Genomic DNA, 20693 nt, shown 5'->3' on the forward strand with positions numbered 1-20693 from the left:
AGTGTGATCTACGCCATTGAGACCAATAATCAACCTCGTTCCGAATGCAATTGATGCCGGTCAAACCGGCATTTGCGGCGGAAATGGTCACATCATTAATGGATCTGCTGTCCGGCGCATTCGGAAGGCAATTTCTTTTCCCTCCCAGGCTCGAATACAGCACTTAATTTCCGTAGCGCTCGCGAGAATTTCATTAAGAATAGCTCTGATTTCACCCCCGTTTAGCGTCGTTTCCCCGATTTTTGCGGCTTTTGGCGCCAAGATCGCCGGAACTGGCGACTAGGACCGGCGACAGAGACAGATGGCGAGCGGCGAGCGGATCTTCGTGCAGGCGATCAAGCGCTATTGCGTAACCCATGGCATCGCGCTCGATGTCCGCGCCGATGGCTGGCTGCTCGCGATGCGCCGGGGCGAGCAGCGCCACTTCGCGTTCGGCTACGACATCGGCCTCAACAGCGCCATCGCGCACCGCCTGGCCAATGACAAATCGGCCACCGCCGAGGTGCTGGCGCTCGAGGGCGTGCCCTGCATTCCCCATCGCCTCTTCCTCAATCCGAAGTTGGGCGAGAAGGTTGTCGGCGTTGGCTGGCGAGAGGCAATGCTGGCGCTGCTTCACGACAATCCGCAAGGCGTGGTGGTAAAGCCGAACGAGGGGACGTCGGGACGATCCGTCTTCAGGGTCACGACGGAAACAGAGCTCGATCATGCGGTTGGCGAAGCCTTTTCGATGAGCGCCGGACTCGTGATCTCGCCCTATGTCGTGATCGAGGATGAAGTTCGCGTGGTCCTGCTCGATGATGTGCCACTCGTCGTCTACAGCAAGCAGCGCGGCTCGGATTGGCGGCACAATCTCGATGCGGGTGCAAAGCCCGTGCTGATGCAGGACGGCGATCTTCGCGCAGCCTGCGCAAAGCTCGCCATCGACGCCGCCAATGCCATCGGCATCACCTTCGCCTCGATCGACCTCGTGCACGTTGACGGCGTCTGGCGCGTGCTCGAGATCAATTCCGGCGTGATGATGGAGATGCTGGCGAAGCTGCATCCGGAGCTGGTGCAGAGGACGTACGATGCAGCGCTGGATTGGGTGTTTGGGGACGAACACTGAGCGACACGCGCGCTGGCGACTTCAACCAACCGCCAACCGATACGCAGCCTTGGCATTCACGCCGAACGCCTTCTCCCGCACCTGCGGCCCGAGCTTCATCAGGCAGGCCTCCAGCGCGCCCTTGATCTCACCATAGCTCCCCGCGAGCAGACATACCGGCCAGTCCGAGCCGAAGATCAGGCGATCCTCGCCAAAGCATGTCGCGGCGTGCGCGACGAACGGAAACAGCCGTTCCGCATTCCAGTCGTTCCACACCGCTTCCGTCGCCAGCCCCGAGACCTTGCACCAGACATTGCCGCAGGCCGCGAGTGCCGCGATGCCGTTGGACCATCCAGTGCTTCCGCCATCGGCGATCGGCGGCTTGGCTGCGTGGTCGAGCACGAAGCGCGCCTGCGGGAAGGCCTGTGCGGTTGCGATCGCGGCCGGCAGCTCGCGGGTGCGGACCAGGAAATCGTAGGCGAGATCGTGCGCGAACACGGCCGTGAGGCCGCGCTGAACGTCCTCGCGCAACAACCAATCCGGGTCGGCCTCGTCATGGACCTGGTGGCGGATGCCGACCAGCTTGTCGCCGCCGGGCGAAGCACGCAACTGCTCCAGCGTATCGCCAAGTGCAGCGTCGGTCAGATCGGCCCAGCCGACGACGCCGATCACCGAGGGCGTCGCATGCGCGATCCGCAGGAATTCCTCGGTCTCAGCCAGCGCGGAGCGGCACTGCACCAGGATGCTCGCGTCGATGCCGTTCGCGCTCAAAAGCGGCGCGAGATCGGCCGGACCGAAGGCACGCCGGATCGGCGTGAGCTCGGGCGCGTCCATCCAGGGATAGTCGGCGCGCGCCGGATCCCAGAAATGCTGGTGAGCGTCGATGATCATGCCTTACGCTCCGCCCGGCAATGGCGCGCGGGCGTCGACGAGTTTTCGCCCACGCAGCTCCTGCCAGAACGCCGCCGGCACTGCCATCTCCAACATCGTGATGTTGTCGGCAATTTCCGCGGCATTGCGCGCGCCCGTCACGGCGACCGTGACTGCCGGATGGGCCATGCAGAACTGCAGCGCGGCGGCTTTCAGCTCGATGCCGTGCTTGCGGCAGAGCTCGTCGAGCGTGAGCGCGCGGGCGACGAGTGCCGCATCGGCATCCTGATAATTGAACTTCGCGCCCGTGTGCGGATTGGCCAGGATGCCGCTGTTGTAGATGCCGCCGAGCAGGATGCCGATATTCTTCGCCGCGCAGACCGGGAACAGCGCATCCAGCGCGCCCTGGTCGAGCAGCGTGTAGCGGCCGGCGAGCAGGAAGCAGTCGACCGGAACGGCCTCTGCAAACCGGACCAGCATGTCCGACTGGTTCATGCCGGCACCGATCGCCTTGACGGTACCGTCCCCGCGCAGGCGCTGGAGCGCGCGGAAGGCGCCGGCGACGGCGTCGTCATAGTGATCGTCGGGATCATGCACGAGCAGGACATCGACGCGGTCGAGCCCAAGCCGCGCCAGGCTTTCCTCCACCGACCGCATCACGCCGTCATAACTGAAATCGAACACCGGCCGCTCGCGCGACGTGCCCTTGTAATGCTCGTCCTCGGCGGCAGCGCCATCCGGCGCACGCAGTAGACGGCCGACCTTGGTCGAGATCGCGTAGGAGTCACGGGGTTGTTGCCGCAGGAATGCGCCAAGGCGTCGCTCCGCGAGGCCAAAGCCGTAGAGCGGCGCGGTGTCGAAGAAGCGGATTCCGAGCGACCAGGCGCTTGCGATGGTCGCTTCCGCATCGGCATCGCTGACGGGGGTGAACAATCCGCCGAGCGGGGCAGAACCGAGGCCGAATGAGGTGACATCGAGCGAGCCGAGCCGCGACCTTTTCATTCCCATTGCCTCAACAGTCCTCCCCAACAGCCAAAATCATCTCTCCCGCTTGCGAAAAGCGCAAGCGGGAGAGGCAGGCAGGAGCGCGGGGCTGGCGACGCTCCTACTTCAACATCTGCGCAACGTTGTCCTTGGTCACGAGATCGAGGCCGGTATAAACGATCTCCGGCACCTTCTCGCCCTTCTTGATGGCGAGCAGCGTGTCCATCGCCTTCTCGCCCATCTCGAACGGACGCTGGCCGACCAGCGCATTGGCGTAGCCATCGCGCAACAGCTCGAGCTGCATCTTCAGCGTATCGGCCACGACAAGCGTGAACTTGCCGGAATCGATATCCTTCTTGTACCTGGACGCGAAGGCCTTGAAGCCTTCGGGGGCGAACATCGGCCAGCCGCCAATGGGAACGATCGCGGCGAGGTCGGGCGTCGCGGTGCGCATGTCAGTCATCTGCTGAACCGCCAGCGCGGGATCGTCGTTGCAGAAGGTTGGAGAGCCCGCGACCTCGGTCCATTTCGAGCCCTTCAACGCCGCGCGGACGCCGTCCACGCGTTCGGCGAGGTTCTTGGCGCCGGGACCACCCGAGACCATAGCGTATTTGCCGCCGTCGGGCCGCAGCTTCAGGAGCTCCTTGCCGAGGGCGACGCCGAACTCCTTGTTGTTGGTGCCGATATAAGCGACGCGCTTGGCGCCGGGCGCATCGGCGTCGAAGGTGATGACAGGGATGCCGGCCGCGGTCGCCGCGTCGATCGACTTGGTCATCGCCGCGACGTCGGCAACCGAGATGGCGAGGCCGTCGACCTTCTGGGTGACGAAGTCCTGGATGATCTGGGCCTGCGTCGCCGGCTCGTGCTCGACCGGCCCCTTGTAGATGCACTCGATATTGCCGAGCTCCTTGGCACGCTTCAGGCAGCCGTCGCGCGCGAAGTCGAAGAACGGATTGTTCATCGCCTTGGGCACGATCACGAACCGGTAGTTTGCGGCAAACGCCGGCGTAGCCATCATCGCCACCGCGATGCCGGCAAGTAGAAATTTCCTCATCGTCTCCTCCACCCTTCTTTGGCGCCTGTCCTCTCAAGATCGTCCGGGAAGTGGACAGGCGGCATTTTCGTTGCCGTCCCGGAACGACGTCGTTTCAGATCATCCGCGAGCGGATGCGGTCGACCAATACGGCCAGGATGATGATCACGCCCACCAGCGTCTGCTGCCAGTAGGAGCTGACCTGGGCGAGCACGAGGCCGTTGCGGATCACCTCGAGCAGCACGCAGCCGACGATGGCGCCGAGTGGACCACCGATGCCGCCGGCGAGATTGGCACCGCCGATGACGGCCGCAGCGATCACGTTGAGCTCGTAGGACGTCGCCATGTTGGCCGGCGCCGATCCGAGCCAGCCCGAGATGATGATGCCCTGGAGGCCTGCGGCGAGCGCGCAGATCACATAAACCTCGATCTTCACCCGCACGACCGGGATGCCGGTGAGTTCGGCCGCCTTCTCGTTGCCGCCGAGCGCGAACACGTGACGGCCGAACGAGCTGTGGTGCAGCACCACGGCCATCGCCAGCGCGAGGACGATCAGATAAATGAATGGCACGGGCACGCCGAGCACGTCGCCGGAGGTGAGCGCGTAGAAATAATCGGCATCCGGCCCACCGGGAAAGCTGCCCCGTCCGTTGGAGACGACATAGCCGAGCCCGCGCACGATCGAGAGCATGCCGAGGGTGGTGACGAACGGCGACAGGCCGAGCACCGCGATACAGAAGCCGTTGACGAGGCCGGCGAGCAGCGCGACGCCGAGGCCGGCGAGGAGCGAGACCACCAGGATCAGGCCAGGGACATTGGCAAGCACGGTCTTGCCGTCGGCCGCCATGTGCACGAACAGGGATCCCGCCGGCGAGCCGGGCGCCGACAGCTCGGTCATCACCATCGAGGTGACCATGGCGGAGAAGCACATCATCGAGCCGACCGACAGATCGATGCCGCCGGTGATGATCACGAAGGTGACGCCGAGGGTGGCGATAGCGATGAAGGAGAAATTCTTCGCCACGTTCTGCATGTTGCCTTCGGTGAAGAAGTACGGGCTGGCGAAATGCATGACTACCAGCAGCACTGCCAGCGCGAGCAGGACATAGCCGGTCTGGGACGCGAAGATGCCGCGCTGCCACCATCTGATCTTGCCGACATTCGAGAAGGTGATCGAGGATTCCATGGGCATGGCCATCACGCCGCCTCCTTCGCGCCGGTGATCAGGGCGGTGACTTCCTCGGGGGAGGTCTGGTGGATGGGCTTGTCGGCCCGCTTTTCGCCGCGGCGCATGACGATGACGCGATCGCACACCGCGAACACGTCGGGCATGCGATGCGAGATCAGCATCACGGCAACGCCCTGCTCCTTCAGCCGGTGAATCAGGCCGAGCACCTGCTCGACCTGGCGGACCGAGATCGCGGCCGTCGGCTCGTCCATCATCACCAGCTTCGCGTTGGAGAGCCGCGTCCGCGCGATCGCAACCGCCTGGCGCTGGCCGCCCGACATCTGCTTGACGAGATCGTCGGGGCGCGTCTCCGAGCGCAGCTCGCCGAACAGCTCCAGCGCACGCGCCGCCATTGCCTTGTGGTCGAGCAACGCGAACGGCCCGATCCTGCGCTTCAGCTCGCGGCCGAGAAAGACGTTGGCCGCTGCGGTGAGATTGTCGGCGAGAGCAAGGTCCTGATAGACCACCTCGATGCCGACGCCGCGGGCATCGATGGGCCGGTTGAAATGAACCGCGCTGCCCGCGAAGCGGATTTCGCCGTGGCTGGGGCGGAAATTGCCGGCGATGATCTTGACCAGCGTCGACTTGCCCGCGCCGTTGTCGCCCATCAGGCCGACGACCTCGCCGGGAAGGACCTGCATGTCGACATCATGCAGCGCGCGGATCGCGCCGAACTCCTTGCCGATGCCGGCCAGCTCGAGGACCGGTGTCGCTTGTGCATTTGTCATCAGCGGCCTTCCTCAGACGTAGCGGTTGACGAGGGATTCCAGATATTCCTGCCGGCCCGAGCGCGGCTGCGGGTCAAAGCCCGGGCCGTGCGCGCGGTCGGCAAGTTCGGCAAGCGAGCGCTGGCCGCCGAGAATGGCGCGGCCCTCGGGTCCGGCCCATCCCTCGTAGCGTTTCGCGAGCGGCCCAGTGAGCACGCCGGCGTCGAGCATGTCCGCAGCGGCGAGCAACGCCCGCGCGCAGGCGTCCATCGAGCCGACGTGGGCATGGATCAGATCGTCGGGATCGATCGATTGGCGGCGGATCTTGGCGTCGAAATTCAGCCCGCCGGAGCTGAAGCCGCCGCGGCTCAGGAGCTCGTGGAACACCAGGGCAAGCTCGGGCACGTTCATCGCGAACTGGTCAGTGTCCCAGCCGAGCAGATCGTCGCCGCGGTTGATGTCGAGCGAGCCGAACACACCCAGCGCCTCCGCCAGCGCGACCTCGTGATGGAAGGAGTGGCCGGCGAGGATGGCGTGGTTCTGCTCGATGTTGAGCTTGACGTCCTTCAGCAGGTCGTAACGCGCGAGGAAGCCGTAGCAGGTGGCGACGTCGAAATCATATTGATGCTTGGTCGGCTCCTTCGGCTTCGGCTCGATCAGGATCGGTCCCTTGAAGCCGATCTTGTGCTTGTGCTCGACGACGAGCGAGACGAAGCGGCCGAGCTGGTCGAGCTCGCGCTTGAGATCGGTGTTGAGCAGCGTCTCGTAGCCCTCGCGCCCGCCCCACAGCACGTAGTTCTGGCCGCCGAGCCTGTGCGTCACCTCCAGCGCGGCGCGGACCTGGCCGGCGGCATAGGTGAATATCTCCGGGTCTGGATTGGTGGCCGCACCCGCCACGTAGCGGCGATGCGTGAACAAATTGGCGGTGCCCCAGAGCAGGCGCACCTTGCTTGCGGCCATCTTCGCTTCGAACAGATCGGCGATGGCATTGAGGTTGGCGACGGATTCGCCAAGCGAGTTGCCTTCCGGCGCCGCATCAACGTCGTGGAAGGTGAAGAAGGGCACGTCGAGCAGGCGAAACAACTCGAAGGCGACGTCAGCCTTGGCGTGCGCCTGCGCCATTGCATCGGTGCCGTGGTGCCAGGGCCGCAGGAACGTCTCGCCGCCAAAGGGATCGCCGCCGGGCCAGCACAAGGAGTGCCAGTAGCAGACCGCAAAGCGCAGATGGTCTTCCATCCTGCGGCCATGGATGAGGCGGTCCTTGTCGTACCAGCGGAAGGCAGGCGTGTTGCCCGCATCTCCGCCGGCGAAGGCGACAGGTACGCTTGTATCGAAGAATTTCACTGACGCAGTCACTCAGGCACACTCCTTCAACGCGGGATAAAGTTCGCGCCAGCGGCGATAGGCCTCGTCATAGGCCGCGCTGGTCGATGCGCGAGGCGTAAAGCTCGCGAGCCGCCGCGGACGGGTGCAAACCGCAGCCGCGTCTTCGCCGGTGGCGGCGAGCCGGCCGAGCCTGGCGGCGCCGAGCGCCGCACCGACCTCGCCCTCCTCGACGCGATGGACGGGAATGCCGAGCACATCGGCGCAGATCTGCGCCCACAGCGGCGAGCGCGAGCCGCCGCCGACGAGATCAACCTCGGCAAGCGGTCCGCCGGCCGCGCTCAGCGCCGCCAGATTGTCGCGCGCAGCGAAGGCGACGCCTTCGAGGACGGCCTGAACGATCTGGGAGCGCCCGGTCGCACCGCGCAGGCCGACGAAGGCACCGCTGGCGGCGGCATCGTTGTGCGGCGTGCGCTCGCCGTCGAGATAAGGCAGGAATTTGACCGGACTCGGTCCATCGACGCGCTCGCCGAGCGGCGCCAGCAGCGCTGGCGCCGGCGTCTCCATCACGCCCGCGAGCCAGGCCAGCGAAGCCGCCGCCGACAACATCACGCCCATCTCATGCCAGCGGCCGGGCAGCGCGTGACAGAACGCATGGACCGCCGAGGCCGGCGCCGGTGCAAACCGATCGGTGACGCGGAACACCACGCCTGAGGTTCCCAGAGACAGAAACGCATCGCCCGGCGCGATGGCGCCGAGCCCGATCGCGCTCGCGGCATTATCGCCGGCGCCGCCGGCGACCACGACATCCCTAGTCATGCCCCAGCGTTGAGCGTAGTCCGGCGCGAGCGTCGCGCTGACGTCGCTGCCCTCGACCAGGCGTGGCATGTGATGGAGATCGAGCCCGGTGGCATGCAGCAGCAGGGGCGACCAGCGGCGCAGACCGACGTCGAGCCATAGCGTGCCGGCCGCGTCCGACATGTCCTCGACCATCTCGCCGGTCAGGCGATAGCGGACATAGGCCTTCGGCAGCAGCACCTTTGCGACGCGCGCGAAGATTTTCGGCTCGTGCCTGGCGACCCAGAGCAGCTTCGGCGCGGTGAAGCCGGGCATGGCCAGATTGCCGGCGATCGTATGCAACGACGGGCAGCGCCGCTCCAGCGCGACGCATTCGGCATGCGAGCGACCGTCGTTCCAGAGGATCGCGGGACGCAGCGGCGCTCCGTCCTCGTCCAGCAGCGTCGCGCCATGCATCTGGCCGGATAGTCCGATGCCGCGCACCCGCGCGACCTCGCGGGGATGGCGGGCGGCAAGATCGTCGACCGCGCCGACCGCCGCATCGACCCAGGCATCGGGATCCTGCTCGGACCACAGCAGCGCCGGATGCGACAGCGCAAGCTCGCGCGCCGCCGTCGCGACAACAGCGCCGGCTTCGCTGACGAGCACCGCTTTCACACCCGATGTGCCGATGTCGATTCCGAGATACACGCCGTCCTCCCTTTCGCCTGTTGCGGTGCGCGAACTCAAAGTCGCCTTACCCGCAACGGGTCGTTTTGAATTCCACCTGCCGCTAAGGCAGATTGTCCCGCATCACGATGTCGATCCTGATCTTCTCCTGTTCGCGCAAGATCGGCTCACCACGGGCGAGCGCGAGCAGCACACGTACGGCGGCGCGCGCTTCATGTCCGGGGTTCTGCGAAATCGCGGCATGCATCACGCCCTGCAGCAGCAGCCGACGCGTCAACGCGGTGAGGTCGTGTCCGACGAACACCGCCTGCTTGTCGCGACTGGCATCGCTCAACGCCTTTTCATTCAACGCGTTGGCGACGCCTTGCGTACCGGCGCCGACATTATAAAGACCCACGATGTCGGCATGCCGGCTCAACAGCCGCGTCAACACCTGCTCCGAACGCGCGTCCTCGTCGCGCCCTTCGAGCACCGGCAGCACGGTGAGGCCGGGGAATTCCGACGCCATCACCTGGTTGAAGCCAAAAATGCGCTCGGCATGATCGCGCAGGCCCTGCGAGCCCGCGACGATCGCGACCTTGCCGGACTTTTGTCCGACCAGCCGCCCGACCAGCGCGCCGGCAGTCCGCCCCGCAGCAATGTTGTCGATGCCGACATAATGGTGCCGGCGCGACGACGGCACGTCCGAGACCAGCGTCACGACCTTGGCGCCGGCATCGACGAGATCGTCGATCGCGGCGCGGACCCTGGGATGATCCAGCGCCACCACAGCGACACCGTCGTAATCATCCGAGAGCCCTTCCAGGGATGCCGCGAGCATGGACGGATCGAACACGTCGGTCGCGACGGTCTCGACGCCAAGGCGGCGGGACGACAACCAGCCCGACATCTCGCCGAGATAATCCTGGATCTGCTGCATGAACGGGTTCGGCCCCGACGGCATCACGAAGGCGAAACGGCGGGCGCGGCCGCGGGCGAGCTCGGCGGCGGCCACGTGCGGCTGGAACGAATTGCGCTCGATCGCCTCCTTGACGCGCCGGACCGTATCCGGCCGCACGCCCGGCCGATTGTGCAGGACGCGGTCCACCGTCGCGAGGCTGACGCCGGCCTGGCGGGCGATGTCCTTCAGCGTCAGCGCGGTCGTGGTGAGCGTCTCGGCCATGGCTGAAGGCTAGCAGAGGTGTTTTGAGGTACGCAACTCATTTTGAGAGGCGGCAGCCATTTTCCCGCAGCTCAGCCCAGGAACAGCCTTTCCCGTCCACCGTTGCCGCCCTGTGCATAACGATATCACCCATGATCCGGGCGAGGGATTGAGCCCGACGCTCGAGCGCAACATCCAGGCCCTGGTCGAGCGCCGCCGCCGGGAGCAGCGCGCTGCCAAGGGTCAGGAAAAGCTTGCCGATGCGATCACGGCGTTCACCGGCAGCATGGCGTTCGTCTATCTCCATGTCGCTGTGTTCGGCTTCTGGATCATCGCCAATCTGCATTGGCTGCCGGGAATCCCGGCCTGGGACGAGAGCTTCGTAGTGCTGGCGATGATTGCTTCGGTCGAGGCGATCTTCCTGTCGACATTCGTGCTGATCTCGCAGAACCGCATGAGTGCAGCAGCGGACAAGCGCGCCGATCTCGATCTCCAGATCAGCCTTCTCGCCGAGCACGAATTGACCAAGGTTGCCCGCCTCCTTACGCAGATCGCCGAGCGGCTCGATGTCCAGCCCGACTCGAAACGGGATCTGGAGGAGGCAAGCCGCGACATCGCCCCCGAGCGCGTGCTCGACAGGATCGAGGAGACGCGCTCCTGAGCTATCGGCTGGCCGACAGGTCGAGGGTCAGGAACAGGCTGTTGGGATCCTCGACATAGCCCTCGAACGGGCCGCAGAGGACAAAGCCATGCGCCCGGTAGAGCGCGAGCGCCGGCTTGAAATAGTCCCACGAGCCGGTCTCGAGGCTGAGCCGCGCCATGCCGCGCGCGCGGGCTTCTGTGACGATGTGGCGGAGCATCTCACCGCCAAAGCCGCGCCGCCGCGTGGTCTGGAGCGTGTGCATCGATTTCACCTCGCCGTGCTCGGCTGACAGCGTCTTCAGCGCACCGACGGCGACCAGCGTCTCGCCGTCCCAGCCGGTCCAGAACGCGATGTCGGGCGCGCGCAGTCCGGAGAGATCGAGCGCATGGGCGCTGCCCGGCGCGGTCTGCGCCCGCGCCGCCGTGACGTGATGATCGAGCAGCGCGATGACGCGCGGATCAAAGGTGTCGCCGGTGCGGATTTGCATCGTCACGGTCTCACATCTTGCCGTAGGACGCGCCGCGGCGCGTGATGATGACGTAGCGCGCGTCCTGTCTGGTCTCGTTCTCGAAGATCACCGCGCGCATCACATCGAAGTCGAGACAGTCGCCTTCGCGCAGGCGAACCGCCTTGGCGTCGATGTGCACGGCGATCGCGCCCTCCAGCATCAGCAGCTGCTGGGTGAAGGCATTGCGGCCCCAAGGGCTGTATGGCACCCGCGCACCGGCCGGCAAATCGACGACGATGATCTCGATGCCGCTCGCCGCGTCCGTGGGCGACGCGTGACGGCGGCGATAGCCGCTGTCGGGATCGCGCCAGTGCGGCTGGTCGGCGAGCCGCACCAGCCGCTCCGGCGGCTTTTCGGCCAGCGCGACGACGTCGCTGAGCGACACGTCGAGCGCGGCGCAGAGTTTTCCCAGCAGCGCAGCCGTCGCACTGCTCTGCGCCCGCTCCACCCGCCCGATCATGGCCCGGCTGACGCCGGAGCGCGCGGCAAGCTCATTCAGCGTCATGCCGGCCTGCGTCCGAAGCGTCTTCAAGCGACGACCGATCGCGCGATCGAGTTTCTGCTGGTCCATTTTCTTTGCAGGTCCTGGTCTCTGATCCGAACATTGCCGACACGAGGACCGCACCCATCATGGCCGCGAGAAGCTTAAGCTGGGCGATGCGTGCGTGCCGGAAGCGAGGGGCCAATATATTAGAAACTTTGCGGAGCCTATAGGGCCGACTAGGATAGACCCAACGACGATGACCGGGAGGCGGCGACATGGGCGAACCGACGCAGCGGACGATCAAGGCCAACGGCATCAGCCTCAACGTCGCCGAGCAGGGCAAGGGGCCGATGGTGCTGCTCTGCCACGGCTTTCCGGAAGGTTGGTACTCCTGGCGTCACCAACTCGAGGCGCTGGGGGCAGCCGGTTTCCGCGCGGTCGCCCCTGACATGCGCGGCTACGGCAAGAGCGACCGGCCCGAAGCCATCGACCAGTACACGATCCTCCACATGGTCGGCGACCTCGTCGGCGTGCTCGACGCTTTCGAGGCGAAGGACGCCGTCATCGTCGGGCACGACTGGGGCGCGACGATCGCCTGGCACACGGCGCGCCTGCGGCCCGACCGCTTCCGCGCCGCCGCCATTCTTAGCGTGCCCTATCGACCACGCAGTCCGGTGCGGCCGACGAGCGTAATGCCACAGACGGCGGATGCGCAGTTCTATCAACTGTATTTCCAGGAGCCGGGTGTCGCCGAAGCAGAATTCGAAAGGGATACGCGCGCAACGCTCGGCGCGATGTTCTATGGCGGTTCCGGCGAAGGCGCGGCGGTGATCCGCGCCAATGCCGAGCGTCAAGGGCGGACCGCCGGTGTCGGCATGGTCTCTCGCAAGGACGGCATGCTGCCGAAGGTGCAGGTGCCGCTGCCGTCGTGGCTGAGCAGCGCGGACCTCGACTATTACGGCGCCGAATTTGCCCATAGTGGGTTTCGCGGACCGCTCAACTACTATCGCAACATCGATCGCAACTGGGAGCTGATGGGCGCCTTCGAGGGCGTCAAGGTGGTCGTGCCCTCGCTCTTCATCGCCGGCGACTACGACATGGTCATGGCCTTCCCTGGCGCCGCCGAGCACGTTGCCAACATGAAGCAATGGGTGCCGCAATTGCGCGAGATCAAGATGCTACCGGGGTGCGGACACTGGACGCAGCAGGAACGGCCGGCGGAGGTGAACGCGGCGATCGTGGAATTTCTGCGGAGCCTGCCGAACTAAAGGATGGAGCGGGCGAAGGGAATCGAACCCTCGTATGCAGCTTGGGAAGCTGCCGTTCTACCATTGAACTACGCCCGCGGATGCGCAGCTTGCGCCCGCTCTGATTAGCCGAGACGGCGCATCTCGCCAAGCGCTTTGGCGCAGCCCGCCCGCCCCTTCTTAAGTTTCCGGTAAGATTTTGGGTGCGGCGGATTGTGGCGGTGTTATGGTCGCGGTCTGGGGAGAGCGTACGTTGCGTGGGGGCGTGTGTATGGTGGGGCATGGCTACGCGATATTCGACACGACCATAGGGCGCTGCGGCATCATCTGGAGCAGCACCGGGGTCGTCGCCGTGCAGTTGCCGGAGGCGCGGGAGATCGACACCCGCCGCCGGATTTTCCAGATCCATCCCGAGGCACGCGAGCAGCGGCCTTCCGCGAACGCCGAGTTCGCGATCGAGGGCATCGTGAGCTTGCTGCAGGGCAGCGATGCTGATTTTTCCGAGGTCAGCCTGGACGCGAGCGGGGTGCCCGGCTTCAACCGGCGGGTCTACGAGGCGGCCTGCGCCATCCCGCGCGGGGAGACGCGCACCTATCACGAGATCGCCAAGGCGCTGAGCGCCTCCGGCGCGGCGCATTCGGTGGCCCAGGCGATCGCGAAAAATCCCTACATGCTGATCGTGCCCTGTCACCGGGTGCTGGAGGCCGGCAATTACACCGACCGGCTCTCGCCCTATGGCGGCGTAATCTCCAAGCGGCGGCTGCTGTCGCTGGAGGGCACCCATCCGATCGCCAGCAAGACGCTGTTCGACGTCCTGCTGCCCGTTGCCCCACCGAGACCCTCCACCTAGATAGGCGGGATGGATGCAACAACGCTGCTGACCACCCCCTCGATGACCGTCTCCGAGTTTCGCTGCGACGCGGGACCGGACGACAGCCCGTTTGCGGAGTGCCGCACCGGCCATTCCATCGCCTATGTCCGCGCCGGCAGCTTTGGCTGTCATTGCCGCGCCGGCTTCTTCGAGCTGGTGGCGGGCTCGATGCTGGTCGGCGCGCCAGGCGAGGAATACACCTGCACACATGAGCACGTCGCCGGCGACGTCTGCCTGTCCTTTTTCCTCAGCGAGGATCTGGTCGACGCGCTCGGCGGCCGGCGCGACGTCTGGCAGGTTGGCGCGACGCCACCGCTGCCCGAGCTGATGGTGCTGGGCGAGCTCGCCCAGACGGCGGCAGATGGCAACAGCGACCTCGGTCTCGACGAGGTCGGGCAGATCCTCGCCGGTCGTTTCGTCGATGTCGTGTCGGGCAAGGCGCGCAAGCCGACGACACCGACGGCGCGTGATCGCCGCCGCGCCGTGGAAGCCGCGCTCTGGATCGACGCCAACTCGCATGCCGAGGTCGACCTCGAACAGGCGGCGCGGCAAGCAGGCCTCAGCCCCTTCCACTTCCTGCGGCTGTTCTCCGCCGTGCTCGGCGTCACTCCGCATCAATATTTGGTGCGCTCGCGGCTGCGGCATGCGGCGCGGCTGCTGACTGACGACGACATCGCAGTCACCGACATCGCCTATGACGTCGGCTTCGGCGATCTCTCCAACTTCGTCCGCACCTTTCACCGCGCCGCCGGCGTCTCGCCGACCAAGTTCCGCCAGGCCTCGAAGGGAGAGCGCAAGATTCTCCAAGAGCAGCTTGCCCTCAACTGACTAGGTTCGTCTCCGGCGCGCGCCGATTGCGGCGCGCTTTGGCAATGGAGACGACCATGTACGATCATATCGGATTGCACGTTGCCGACCTCGACGCCGCCACGCGCTTCTACATCGCGGTGCTGGCGCCGCTCGGTTATGTCCTGTGCTCGAGTGGCGATGGTTATGCCGGCTTCGGGCCGAGGGGCGAGCCGGCGCTGTGGCTGCACCTGAACAAGGGGCGCAAAGCCGATGGCGTGCACATCGCGTTTCGCGCGGGGGATCATGACGCGGTCAAGGCATTCCACAGCGAGGGCTTGAAGAGCGGTGGCCGCGACAATGGCGGCGCCGGCCCGCGCAAGGATTACAGCCCGACTTACTACGCGTCGTTTTTGATCGATCCCGATGGCAACAATGTTGAGGCGGTCTGTGTGTGAACGCGGCAGCCCTCACCACACACACACGCTGTCATGCCCCGGCTTGACCGGGGCATCCAGTACGCCGCAGCTTCTCGATTCTATCACAGCGGCCTCTGGGATACTGGATCGCCCGATCGAGTCGGGCGATGACAGCTGAGATGACGGCGCTATCGCTAGCCTCTCTACATCAAAGGACTCAACCATGGCCTCCATCCACAACGACATTCCCCTCAACGCCCCAGCGCGCGACGTCTGGGACGCGGTGCGCGATTTCGGCGCGCTGCATCGGCGGTTGGCGCCGGGCTTCGTCACGGTCTGCACGCTCGACGGCGACACGCGCATCGTCACCTTCGCCAACGGATCGGTGGCGCGCGAGGTGCTGGTCGATTGCGACGATGCGCGGCAGCGGCTGGTCTACGCGATCAACAACGAGCGGCTGAAGCATTACAGCGCCTCGGTGCAGGTGATCGCCGAGGGCGAGGCGAGATGCCGCCTGGTCTGGATCATCGACATGCTGCCGAACGAGCTCGCGCCCTATGTGCAGGGACAGACCAAGGACGCCGTCGCCGCCATACACCGCGCGTTTCCGGCCGCAGCTGCGTGATCTTTCTCACAGAGCCCAGCCCTCGTCCGCAATAACGATGGCGCCGTGCGTCCGGTTGGCTCCGCTCTCCCGGCGGCGCCACGCACGCGAGGAGCAGGCCATGAGAGGTGCGGACAAGATGATCTGCCAGGCGGCCGCCGTGCTGCTGATGTTTTCGATTTCGAGCGCGCCGGCAAAGGCGCAGTTCTTCGGCGGCGGCGGTGCCGGCGGCGAGGACATAATGACCCAGATGGCTCCGATGCTCGAGATGATGAAGGCCAAGATGGGCAAGCGCCGCTTCGGCATGATGATGCAGACCATGGGCCCGATGATGAGCCGCATGATGGAGAATGGCGGTGGTGGTCTTGGCATGATGGGCGGCGGTGGCATTGGCGGCCTCGGCGCTGGCAACCTCGGCGGCGGTTTCGGCGCGCCCAATTACGGCGGCTACGCGCCGATGGGTGGAGGCGGCACCATGCCGGCCGGAATGGGCGGCATCGGCGGCGGCGATATCATGGGCATGCTCGGCGGCGCCGGTGGCGGCGACATGATGGCGATGATTCCGCAACTCATGCGGCTCGCCAATGTCGGCGGTGGTGGCGGCCATCGCCGCCACAGGCACCGCTAGTCCGCGGCGGCCGACAGAGCCGGCCTGATCGCAGGTTTGGTTTGGCGCGGTCCCCAGCGTGTCAGCACCACGCTGGAGCACGAGAGCAGGCCGAGCAGGACCATCGAGCTCGCCGCCAGCCAGAAGAAGCTTTGCGCGGTGGCATCATGCGTCGACAGCCACCAGCCGACAGCCGAGATGTAGATCAGCCGCGCGGTCTGCGCCAGCACCGGGCCGATCACCTTCGCAGCGCCCTGCGACGAGAAATACATCGTCGAGGCGAGGCCGATGAAGGCGTAGAACGGCGCGACCGTCGACAAATATTCATGGCTGGTAGCGCGCACGATCGCGCTGTCGGTGAAGATGTTGACCCAGAGATCGGGGAAGGCCGCAACCAGGCACGCCGGTGCACCGACGGCGACGAAGGCGCTCGCCGCTGCGATCCAGGCGATGCGCCGGGCGCGGGCGATGCGGCCGGCGCCGACCGCCATGCCGATCATCGGCACCGAGGCGATGCCGAACGAGAACGCGATCGAGGTCAGCAGGAATTCCAGCCGCGCACCGATGCCGTAGCCGGCCAGGATCGCGGTGCCGAATTTCGCAAGCATGTGAGTGAAGATCGAGATCGTCAGCACCGATTGCAGCGGCGAGAAGCAGGCGATGGCGCCCACTTTGAGGATGTCGAAAAACATCGCCCATTGGATGCGAAGTCCGCGCAGCTTCGGCGTCACGCGGGCGCGGCCGGAGAACAGGTACCAGCCCATCACGCCGATATTCATGCAATAGGCAATCAGCGCGCCGGCGGCGACGCCGCGCATGCCGAATTGCGGCACCGGACCGAGGCCGAGGCCAAGCGTGCCACCGAGCACGATCTGCCAGGCCGCGGAATTGAGGATCAACAGCGACGGCAGCTTCATGTTGCCGGTGCCGCGCAGGACGCCGGCCATGGTGTTGAGCAGCCAGGGCAGCACGGCGCCGCCGAAAAACACCTGGGTGTAGGCGATCGCATGCGTCAGCACGTCGCCGCGGCCGCCGAGCATCTCAAGCACCTTGGGCCCGAAGATCAGCATGCCCAGCATGAAGACGAGGCCGAAGCTGATGCCGATCAGCAGCGCGTGCGCGGCGAGCGTCCCGGCACGCTCGCGATCGCCCGCGCCGAGCGCGCGCGCGATGGCGGAGGCCACCGCGCCGCCCATCGCACCGCCTGACATGGTCATGGTCAGGATCACTGTCGGAAACACCAGCGCCATCGCGGCCAGCGCTTCCACGCCGAGCCGTCCGATATAGGAGGTCTCCGCAATTACCGTGCAAGTGCCGGCTGAGAGCGCGACCACGTTGGGCCAGGCCAGCCCGAGCAGCGTGCGCAGGATCGGCCCGTCCATCAGCGCGCTCCTCACGGGGCGCGGAGGCGGCGGCAGCGGACGCTCTTGTTCATCGACCGGGATTTCGGCGATGTCTGACATGTCCTCTCCGGGCAAAGCGCCATTTCCGGCGCAGCAATGCTTGGGTGTGCCAATGAATTGGTTCGCGCCCAGGGCGCAACAAGAGGCTTGTTAGCACGACGCGCAGCGATTCCTCCTGCGCTAGGTGCAGGCGTGCCCTGCGGCAGCGCGGTGACGCCGTCGTTTACCAGATGCGCCAGAGCAATGGCGGACGGCCGCTCGGTGTCGCGGACAGGTGCACGCCGATGTGCCGGCCGCACCCGGCCGCAAGCCCCTCGAACAACCCCGCCAGCACCTTGGCGCAAGCGGGGTGGTTATCGGCGACGTCTTCCATCAACCTCCAGCTCTGCTGACGGATTTCGAACGTGCCCTCGGATTGCGTCGTCTCAGCCGCATCGTCCTGCGCGACAAACAGCGCTTTGAGGAACGTCGCGAATTCGCTCGCACCGCCGCGACCCATCGACAGCGCCGCAGCGACCTCATCGAAATATTGCATCCCGATCAGCTTGCCCGTGAGGTGCAGAAGATAGCCCGCATCCTCCGGACCGAACAGCTGCACCATCACGGGCGCGGCGGTGCGCACATATTCCATGGCGTAGTTGCGATAGGCTTTTTCCAGTCTCGGCCTTGGCCAGCTTGCGACCGGCAACGCCGGAGCCGCGGCTGCATCGAACAGCGGGGCTTCGAGGTGCCGCGCGAACACGAGGCGCTGGTCGAGCTCGAGGGGCTGGTCATGTTGATAATAGTAGCCTTCGAGCCCGTCCTGGCCGTCGACGCTCTGCTTGGTGCAGACGAACCCCAATCTGGTATCGCCGAGCGCCACGCCGTTGTTGGCGTGCCAGCCGCGCAGCATCGCGCGCGAGACTTCGCCCGGCACGCCGCAGATGGCAGTGCCTTTCCAGATCCAGCGCGGCGGCGGATAGCGGATCCAGGCTTTGCGGTCGCTCTCATACATGTATTCGACGTGCACGCCGCCGATCCAGTTCGAGAGATAGTGATATTGCGCGGCTGCCACGGCGGGCGGCAGATGGCTCAGCCCGAGCTTCTCCAGCCCCGGCAGGAAGCGCTCCTGCTGCTGGCGGCGGAACACGCGAAAGACGAACTCCGCAGCATCTGCCGTGCCGCGACGCGTGACCACGGTGAGGATCAGACCGGTGAAGTAGGCGTGATAGAGATCGGCAACCGCGCGCCAGCGTTTCCATTGAGCTTCCTGCGCGGGGTCTGGTGCGGTCATGTTCGCTCCCGATCGTTGTTCTGATCGAGTGTGTCACTGCATCCGGTGACGGACAAGTTGAGCCGCACGCAGGGAGCCCTGCACGCCGGCGCGCCAATTCCGCATCACGAATTTTGCGCAGGCTTAGTTTGCGAGGCTTTGGCGGCACGCTCGCGCTCGACGCGCTCGGTGACGTCGCGTGCCATCGCCACCGATCCTTGCACCACTCCAGCGGCGTCCCGCACCAGCGCAAAGGTCATCTCGATGTAGAGCTTGCGTCCGTCCTTGTGCAGCGCGCGGGTCAGTGTCGGCTTGCCCGCAAGCTTCATCGCGCCGCTGGCAAGCGCGGCCTCAAAACCTTTCCAGTGCGCGGCGCGCAGATGTTCGGGAATGATCAGGTCGAGATTCTGGCCCAGCGCTTCGTCCGCCGAGAAGCCGAACAGTGCGGACGATGCGCGGTTCCAGCGCATGATCGTGCCGGAGCGATCCGAATAGATCAGCGCGTCGGCGACGTCGTCGAGGATTCTTGCGTCGAGTTCGGATTGATCTGTCATTTCGCCACCTCGGACGTAGCCCGGATTCACTTCCCATCTTGACACAGATTCGGTGTCATCGCCCGACTTGATCGGGCGATCCAGTATTCCAGAGGCGGATGTGATCGAACCAATAGGCTACGGCGTACTGGATGCCCCGGTCAAGCCGAGGCATGACAGCGGAAGGTGAGGCTATCCCTACACCCGGAAATGCTTGCTCAGCTTCAGGCCCTGCGCCTGGTAGTTCGAGCCGATGCGCTGGCCGTACATGGCGTCGGGGCGGGCCAGCATCTTCTCGTAGACGAGGCGGCCGACGATCTGGCCGTGCTCGAGGATGAACGGCACCTCGCGCGAGCGCACTTCGAGCACGGCGCGCGACCCCAACCCGCCGGCGCCGGCATAGCCAAAGCCGGGATCGAAGAATCCGGCGTAGTGCACGCGGAACTCACCGACCAGCGGATCGAATGGCACCATCTCCGCGGCGTAATCGGGCGGCACCTGCACCGCCTCTTTCGACGCGAGGATATAGAACTCGCCGGGATCGAGGATCAGGCTGCCGTCGGGACGGGCCGAGATCGGCTCCCAGAAGTCCTCGACGGAATAGCCGGCGCGGCGATCGACGTCGATGACGCCGGTGTGGCGCTTGGCGCGGTAGCCGACGAAGCCGCCGCTCTTCTCGCCGGAGAGATCAACAGAGACGGCGACGCCGCCGGTGAGGTCGGCATCGTCGATATCGACGAGACGCTCGGTCGCGTGCAGCGCCTCGAGGTCGTCGATGTTGAGGATGGCATCGCCGGTGCGGAAGCGCACCTGGCTCAGGCGCGAGCCCTCGCTGACCAGCACCGGAAACGTCTTCGGGCTGATCTCGGCATAGAGCGGGCCGTGATAGCCGGCACCGATCATGTCGAAGCGGCGGGTGCCGTCGGCGATCACGCGGGTGAAGACGTCGAGCCGGCCGGTCGAGCTCTTCGGGTTGGCGGCCGCGACGATTTCCGGCGGCAGCGCGAGGCTTTCAAGCAGCGGCACGATGTAGACGCAGTTGGTCTCCAGCACCGCGCCGTCGGCGAGGCTGAACTCGTGCAGCTTCAACTCGTCGATGCGCTCGGCGACCGTGGCGCCGGGACCGGGCAGGAAGCTGGCGCGAACGCGATAGGCGATATCGCCAAGACGCAAATCGAGGCTCGCCGGCTGGATCTGGCTTTCGACGAAGTCGTAAGCGGGCAGGATGAGACCGCCCTCCGCCATCGCCGCGATCATGCGGTCGGGCAGGATACCATTGGCGTCGGCGGCGACCGTGAACGTCAACCCGGGGTCCTCATCAGGGATCAAACACATCCCGACATGCGGGAAATATGAGCGTTTTACGGCTATCCGATGGACGTCTTGACGGAAAGGGCATTGCGGAATATGAGCATGACTTATCCCGTGGTGATTTGAGCCGGCCGGCTTGCAGCCACGTTAAATAAGTCGCTAAACAGGCCGGGGACCTCTGTGATCCC

At 65.6% G+C, this 20693-nt stretch carries 22 protein-coding genes, 1 tRNA gene and 1 riboswitch; of the genes, 8 read left to right on the plus strand and 15 right to left on the minus strand.

Features of this window, described 5'->3' with window-relative positions:
* Positions 1 to 301: 301 nt before the first annotated feature.
* A complete protein-coding gene (locus ACIPUD_RS22145; protein WP_446481537.1) occupies positions 302 to 1105 on the plus strand; it encodes an ATP-grasp domain-containing protein in 804 nt (267 codons plus the stop codon).
* Between the two features lie 21 nt (positions 1106 to 1126).
* Here ACIPUD_RS22145 and ACIPUD_RS22150 read toward each other — a convergent pair whose 3' ends face one another.
* From ACIPUD_RS22150 to ACIPUD_RS22185, 8 genes are all read right to left on the minus strand, one after another.
* Entirely contained in the window at positions 1127 to 1975 is an 849-nt protein-coding gene (locus ACIPUD_RS22150) for an amidohydrolase family protein (protein WP_446481538.1), read from the minus strand.
* Between the two features lie 3 nt (positions 1976 to 1978).
* Entirely contained in the window at positions 1979 to 2956 is a 978-nt protein-coding gene (locus tag ACIPUD_RS22155; RefSeq protein WP_446481539.1) for an aldo/keto reductase, read from the minus strand.
* Between the two features lie 103 nt (positions 2957 to 3059).
* A complete protein-coding gene (locus ACIPUD_RS22160; protein ID WP_446481540.1) occupies positions 3060 to 3992 on the minus strand; it encodes a sugar-binding protein in 933 nt (310 codons plus the stop codon).
* A gap of 94 nt (positions 3993 to 4086) precedes the next feature.
* Complete coding sequence (locus ACIPUD_RS22165; protein ID WP_446481541.1) at positions 4087 to 5169, minus strand: ABC transporter permease; 1083 nt, start codon at positions 5167 to 5169, stop codon at positions 4087 to 4089.
* Entirely contained in the window at positions 5169 to 5927 is a 759-nt protein-coding gene (locus tag ACIPUD_RS22170) for an ATP-binding cassette domain-containing protein (protein WP_247368716.1), read from the minus strand. The genes ACIPUD_RS22165 and ACIPUD_RS22170 overlap by 1 nt, the downstream gene beginning before the upstream one ends.
* A gap of 12 nt (positions 5928 to 5939) precedes the next feature.
* The gene (gene xylA, locus ACIPUD_RS22175; RefSeq protein WP_446481542.1) at positions 5940 to 7262 is read right to left on the minus strand and encodes a xylose isomerase; all 1323 of its coding nucleotides are present in this window, start codon (positions 7260 to 7262) and stop codon (positions 5940 to 5942) included.
* Positions 7263 to 8717 carry a xylulokinase gene (gene xylB / locus ACIPUD_RS22180; RefSeq protein WP_446481543.1) on the minus strand — a complete coding sequence of 485 codons (1455 nt, stop codon included), beginning with the start codon at positions 8715 to 8717 and terminating at the stop codon, positions 7263 to 7265.
* A gap of 82 nt (positions 8718 to 8799) precedes the next feature.
* A complete protein-coding gene (locus ACIPUD_RS22185) occupies positions 8800 to 9858 on the minus strand; it encodes a LacI family DNA-binding transcriptional regulator (protein ID WP_018460103.1) in 1059 nt (352 codons plus the stop codon).
* Positions 9859 to 9970: 112 nt separating this feature from the next.
* Between ACIPUD_RS22185 and ACIPUD_RS22190 the strand changes: the two genes are divergently transcribed.
* Positions 9971 to 10498 (plus strand): DUF1003 domain-containing protein, encoded by a 528-nt coding sequence (locus ACIPUD_RS22190; protein WP_018460104.1) that lies wholly within the window; start codon positions 9971 to 9973, stop codon positions 10496 to 10498.
* 1 nt (position 10499) lies between these two features.
* Here the strand turns inward: ACIPUD_RS22190 and ACIPUD_RS22195 are convergent, their stop codons facing one another.
* The gene (locus tag ACIPUD_RS22195; protein ID WP_085384941.1) at positions 10500 to 10967 is read right to left on the minus strand and encodes a GNAT family N-acetyltransferase; all 468 of its coding nucleotides are present in this window, start codon (positions 10965 to 10967) and stop codon (positions 10500 to 10502) included.
* 10 nt (positions 10968 to 10977) lie between these two features.
* Positions 10978 to 11559, minus strand: coding sequence for a helix-turn-helix domain-containing protein (locus ACIPUD_RS22200; protein WP_085349696.1), 582 nt, complete (start codon positions 11557 to 11559; stop codon positions 10978 to 10980).
* 188 nt (positions 11560 to 11747) lie between these two features.
* Between ACIPUD_RS22200 and ACIPUD_RS22205 the strand changes: the two genes are divergently transcribed.
* Positions 11748 to 12740: an alpha/beta fold hydrolase gene (locus tag ACIPUD_RS22205; RefSeq protein ID WP_446481544.1), complete on the plus strand. Its 993-nt coding sequence runs from the start codon at positions 11748 to 11750 to the stop codon at positions 12738 to 12740.
* A 4-nt stretch (positions 12741 to 12744) separates the two neighbouring features.
* On the opposite strand, the gene ACIPUD_RS22210 is transcribed toward ACIPUD_RS22205, so the two are convergent.
* Positions 12745 to 12818: transfer RNA gene (locus ACIPUD_RS22210), tRNA-Gly, on the minus strand.
* Between the two features lie 172 nt (positions 12819 to 12990).
* Between ACIPUD_RS22210 and ACIPUD_RS22215 the strand changes: the two genes are divergently transcribed.
* The 5 genes from ACIPUD_RS22215 (at position 12991) to ACIPUD_RS22235 (ending at position 16027) form a co-directional block, all read left to right on the plus strand.
* Positions 12991 to 13569: a methylated-DNA--[protein]-cysteine S-methyltransferase gene (locus ACIPUD_RS22215; protein ID WP_085349694.1), complete on the plus strand. Its 579-nt coding sequence runs from the start codon at positions 12991 to 12993 to the stop codon at positions 13567 to 13569.
* Between the two features lie 9 nt (positions 13570 to 13578).
* Positions 13579 to 14418, plus strand: a complete 840-nt coding sequence (locus tag ACIPUD_RS22220; protein WP_247475103.1) for a helix-turn-helix transcriptional regulator — start codon at positions 13579 to 13581, stop codon at positions 14416 to 14418.
* A 56-nt stretch (positions 14419 to 14474) separates the two neighbouring features.
* Entirely contained in the window at positions 14475 to 14834 is a 360-nt protein-coding gene (locus tag ACIPUD_RS22225) for a VOC family protein (RefSeq protein ID WP_446481545.1), read from the plus strand.
* 184 nt (positions 14835 to 15018) lie between these two features.
* On the plus strand, positions 15019 to 15420 hold the full coding sequence (locus ACIPUD_RS22230; RefSeq protein ID WP_446481546.1) for an SRPBCC family protein: 402 nt from the start codon (positions 15019 to 15021) through the stop codon (positions 15418 to 15420).
* Between the two features lie 100 nt (positions 15421 to 15520).
* A complete protein-coding gene (locus tag ACIPUD_RS22235; protein WP_446481547.1) occupies positions 15521 to 16027 on the plus strand; it encodes a hypothetical protein in 507 nt (168 codons plus the stop codon).
* Here ACIPUD_RS22235 and ACIPUD_RS22240 read toward each other — a convergent pair.
* From ACIPUD_RS22240 to ACIPUD_RS22255, 4 genes are all read right to left on the minus strand, one after another.
* A complete protein-coding gene (locus ACIPUD_RS22240; RefSeq protein ID WP_247475101.1) occupies positions 16024 to 17469 on the minus strand; it encodes an MATE family efflux transporter in 1446 nt (481 codons plus the stop codon). The two genes, ACIPUD_RS22235 and ACIPUD_RS22240, sit on opposite strands and share 4 nt — an antisense overlap.
* Positions 17470 to 17632: 163 nt before the next feature.
* Positions 17633 to 18682, minus strand: coding sequence for a hypothetical protein (locus ACIPUD_RS22245; RefSeq protein ID WP_377828483.1), 1050 nt, complete (start codon positions 18680 to 18682; stop codon positions 17633 to 17635).
* Between the two features lie 104 nt (positions 18683 to 18786).
* On the minus strand, positions 18787 to 19215 hold the full coding sequence (locus tag ACIPUD_RS22250; protein ID WP_018456077.1) for a PAS domain-containing protein: 429 nt from the start codon (positions 19213 to 19215) through the stop codon (positions 18787 to 18789).
* Between the two features lie 177 nt (positions 19216 to 19392).
* Positions 19393 to 20529 carry a 2'-deoxycytidine 5'-triphosphate deaminase gene (locus tag ACIPUD_RS22255; protein WP_371827082.1) on the minus strand — a complete coding sequence of 379 codons (1137 nt, stop codon included), beginning with the start codon at positions 20527 to 20529 and terminating at the stop codon, positions 19393 to 19395.
* Between the two features lie 80 nt (positions 20530 to 20609).
* Positions 20610 to 20689, plus strand: a riboswitch (SAM riboswitch).
* Positions 20690 to 20693 lie beyond the last annotated feature (4 nt).

It is taken from the genome of Bradyrhizobium sp. CAR08 (genome assembly GCF_052871955.1).

Excerpts from the sequence above, each read along its gene's own strand:
- ACIPUD_RS22195 (WP_085384941.1), bottom strand. The coding sequence starts at position 10,967 with ATGCAAATCCGCACCGGCGACACCTTTGATCCGCGCGTCATCGCGCTG.
- ACIPUD_RS22200 (WP_085349696.1), bottom strand. The coding sequence starts at position 11,559 with ATGGACCAGCAGAAACTCGATCGCGCGATCGGTCGTCGCTTGAAGACG.
- ACIPUD_RS22170 (WP_247368716.1), bottom strand. The coding sequence starts at position 5,927 with ATGACAAATGCACAAGCGACACCGGTCCTCGAGCTGGCCGGCATCGGC.
- ACIPUD_RS22165 (WP_446481541.1), bottom strand. The coding sequence starts at position 5,169 with ATGGCCATGCCCATGGAATCCTCGATCACCTTCTCGAATGTCGGCAAG.
- ACIPUD_RS22205 (WP_446481544.1), top strand. The coding sequence starts at position 11,748 with ATGGGCGAACCGACGCAGCGGACGATCAAGGCCAACGGCATCAGCCTC.
- ACIPUD_RS22240 (WP_247475101.1), bottom strand. The coding sequence starts at position 17,469 with ATGTCAGACATCGCCGAAATCCCGGTCGATGAACAAGAGCGTCCGCTG.
- ACIPUD_RS22150 (WP_446481538.1), bottom strand. The coding sequence starts at position 1,975 with ATGATCATCGACGCTCACCAGCATTTCTGGGATCCGGCGCGCGCCGAC.
- ACIPUD_RS22235 (WP_446481547.1), top strand. The coding sequence starts at position 15,521 with ATGAGAGGTGCGGACAAGATGATCTGCCAGGCGGCCGCCGTGCTGCTG.
- ACIPUD_RS22160 (WP_446481540.1), bottom strand. The coding sequence starts at position 3,992 with ATGAGGAAATTTCTACTTGCCGGCATCGCGGTGGCGATGATGGCTACG.
- ACIPUD_RS22215 (WP_085349694.1), top strand. The coding sequence starts at position 12,991 with ATGGTGGGGCATGGCTACGCGATATTCGACACGACCATAGGGCGCTGC.
- ACIPUD_RS22155 (WP_446481539.1), bottom strand. The coding sequence starts at position 2,956 with ATGAAAAGGTCGCGGCTCGGCTCGCTCGATGTCACCTCATTCGGCCTC.
- ACIPUD_RS22225 (WP_446481545.1), top strand. The coding sequence starts at position 14,475 with ATGTACGATCATATCGGATTGCACGTTGCCGACCTCGACGCCGCCACG.
- ACIPUD_RS22220 (WP_247475103.1), top strand. The coding sequence starts at position 13,579 with ATGGATGCAACAACGCTGCTGACCACCCCCTCGATGACCGTCTCCGAG.
- ACIPUD_RS22230 (WP_446481546.1), top strand. The coding sequence starts at position 15,019 with ATGGCCTCCATCCACAACGACATTCCCCTCAACGCCCCAGCGCGCGAC.
- ACIPUD_RS22245 (WP_377828483.1), bottom strand. The coding sequence starts at position 18,682 with ATGACCGCACCAGACCCCGCGCAGGAAGCTCAATGGAAACGCTGGCGC.
- ACIPUD_RS22255 (WP_371827082.1), bottom strand. The coding sequence starts at position 20,529 with ATGTGTTTGATCCCTGATGAGGACCCCGGGTTGACGTTCACGGTCGCC.
- ACIPUD_RS22185 (WP_018460103.1), bottom strand. The coding sequence starts at position 9,858 with ATGGCCGAGACGCTCACCACGACCGCGCTGACGCTGAAGGACATCGCC.
- ACIPUD_RS22250 (WP_018456077.1), bottom strand. The coding sequence starts at position 19,215 with ATGACAGATCAATCCGAACTCGACGCAAGAATCCTCGACGACGTCGCC.
- ACIPUD_RS22145 (WP_446481537.1), top strand. The coding sequence starts at position 302 with ATGGCGAGCGGCGAGCGGATCTTCGTGCAGGCGATCAAGCGCTATTGC.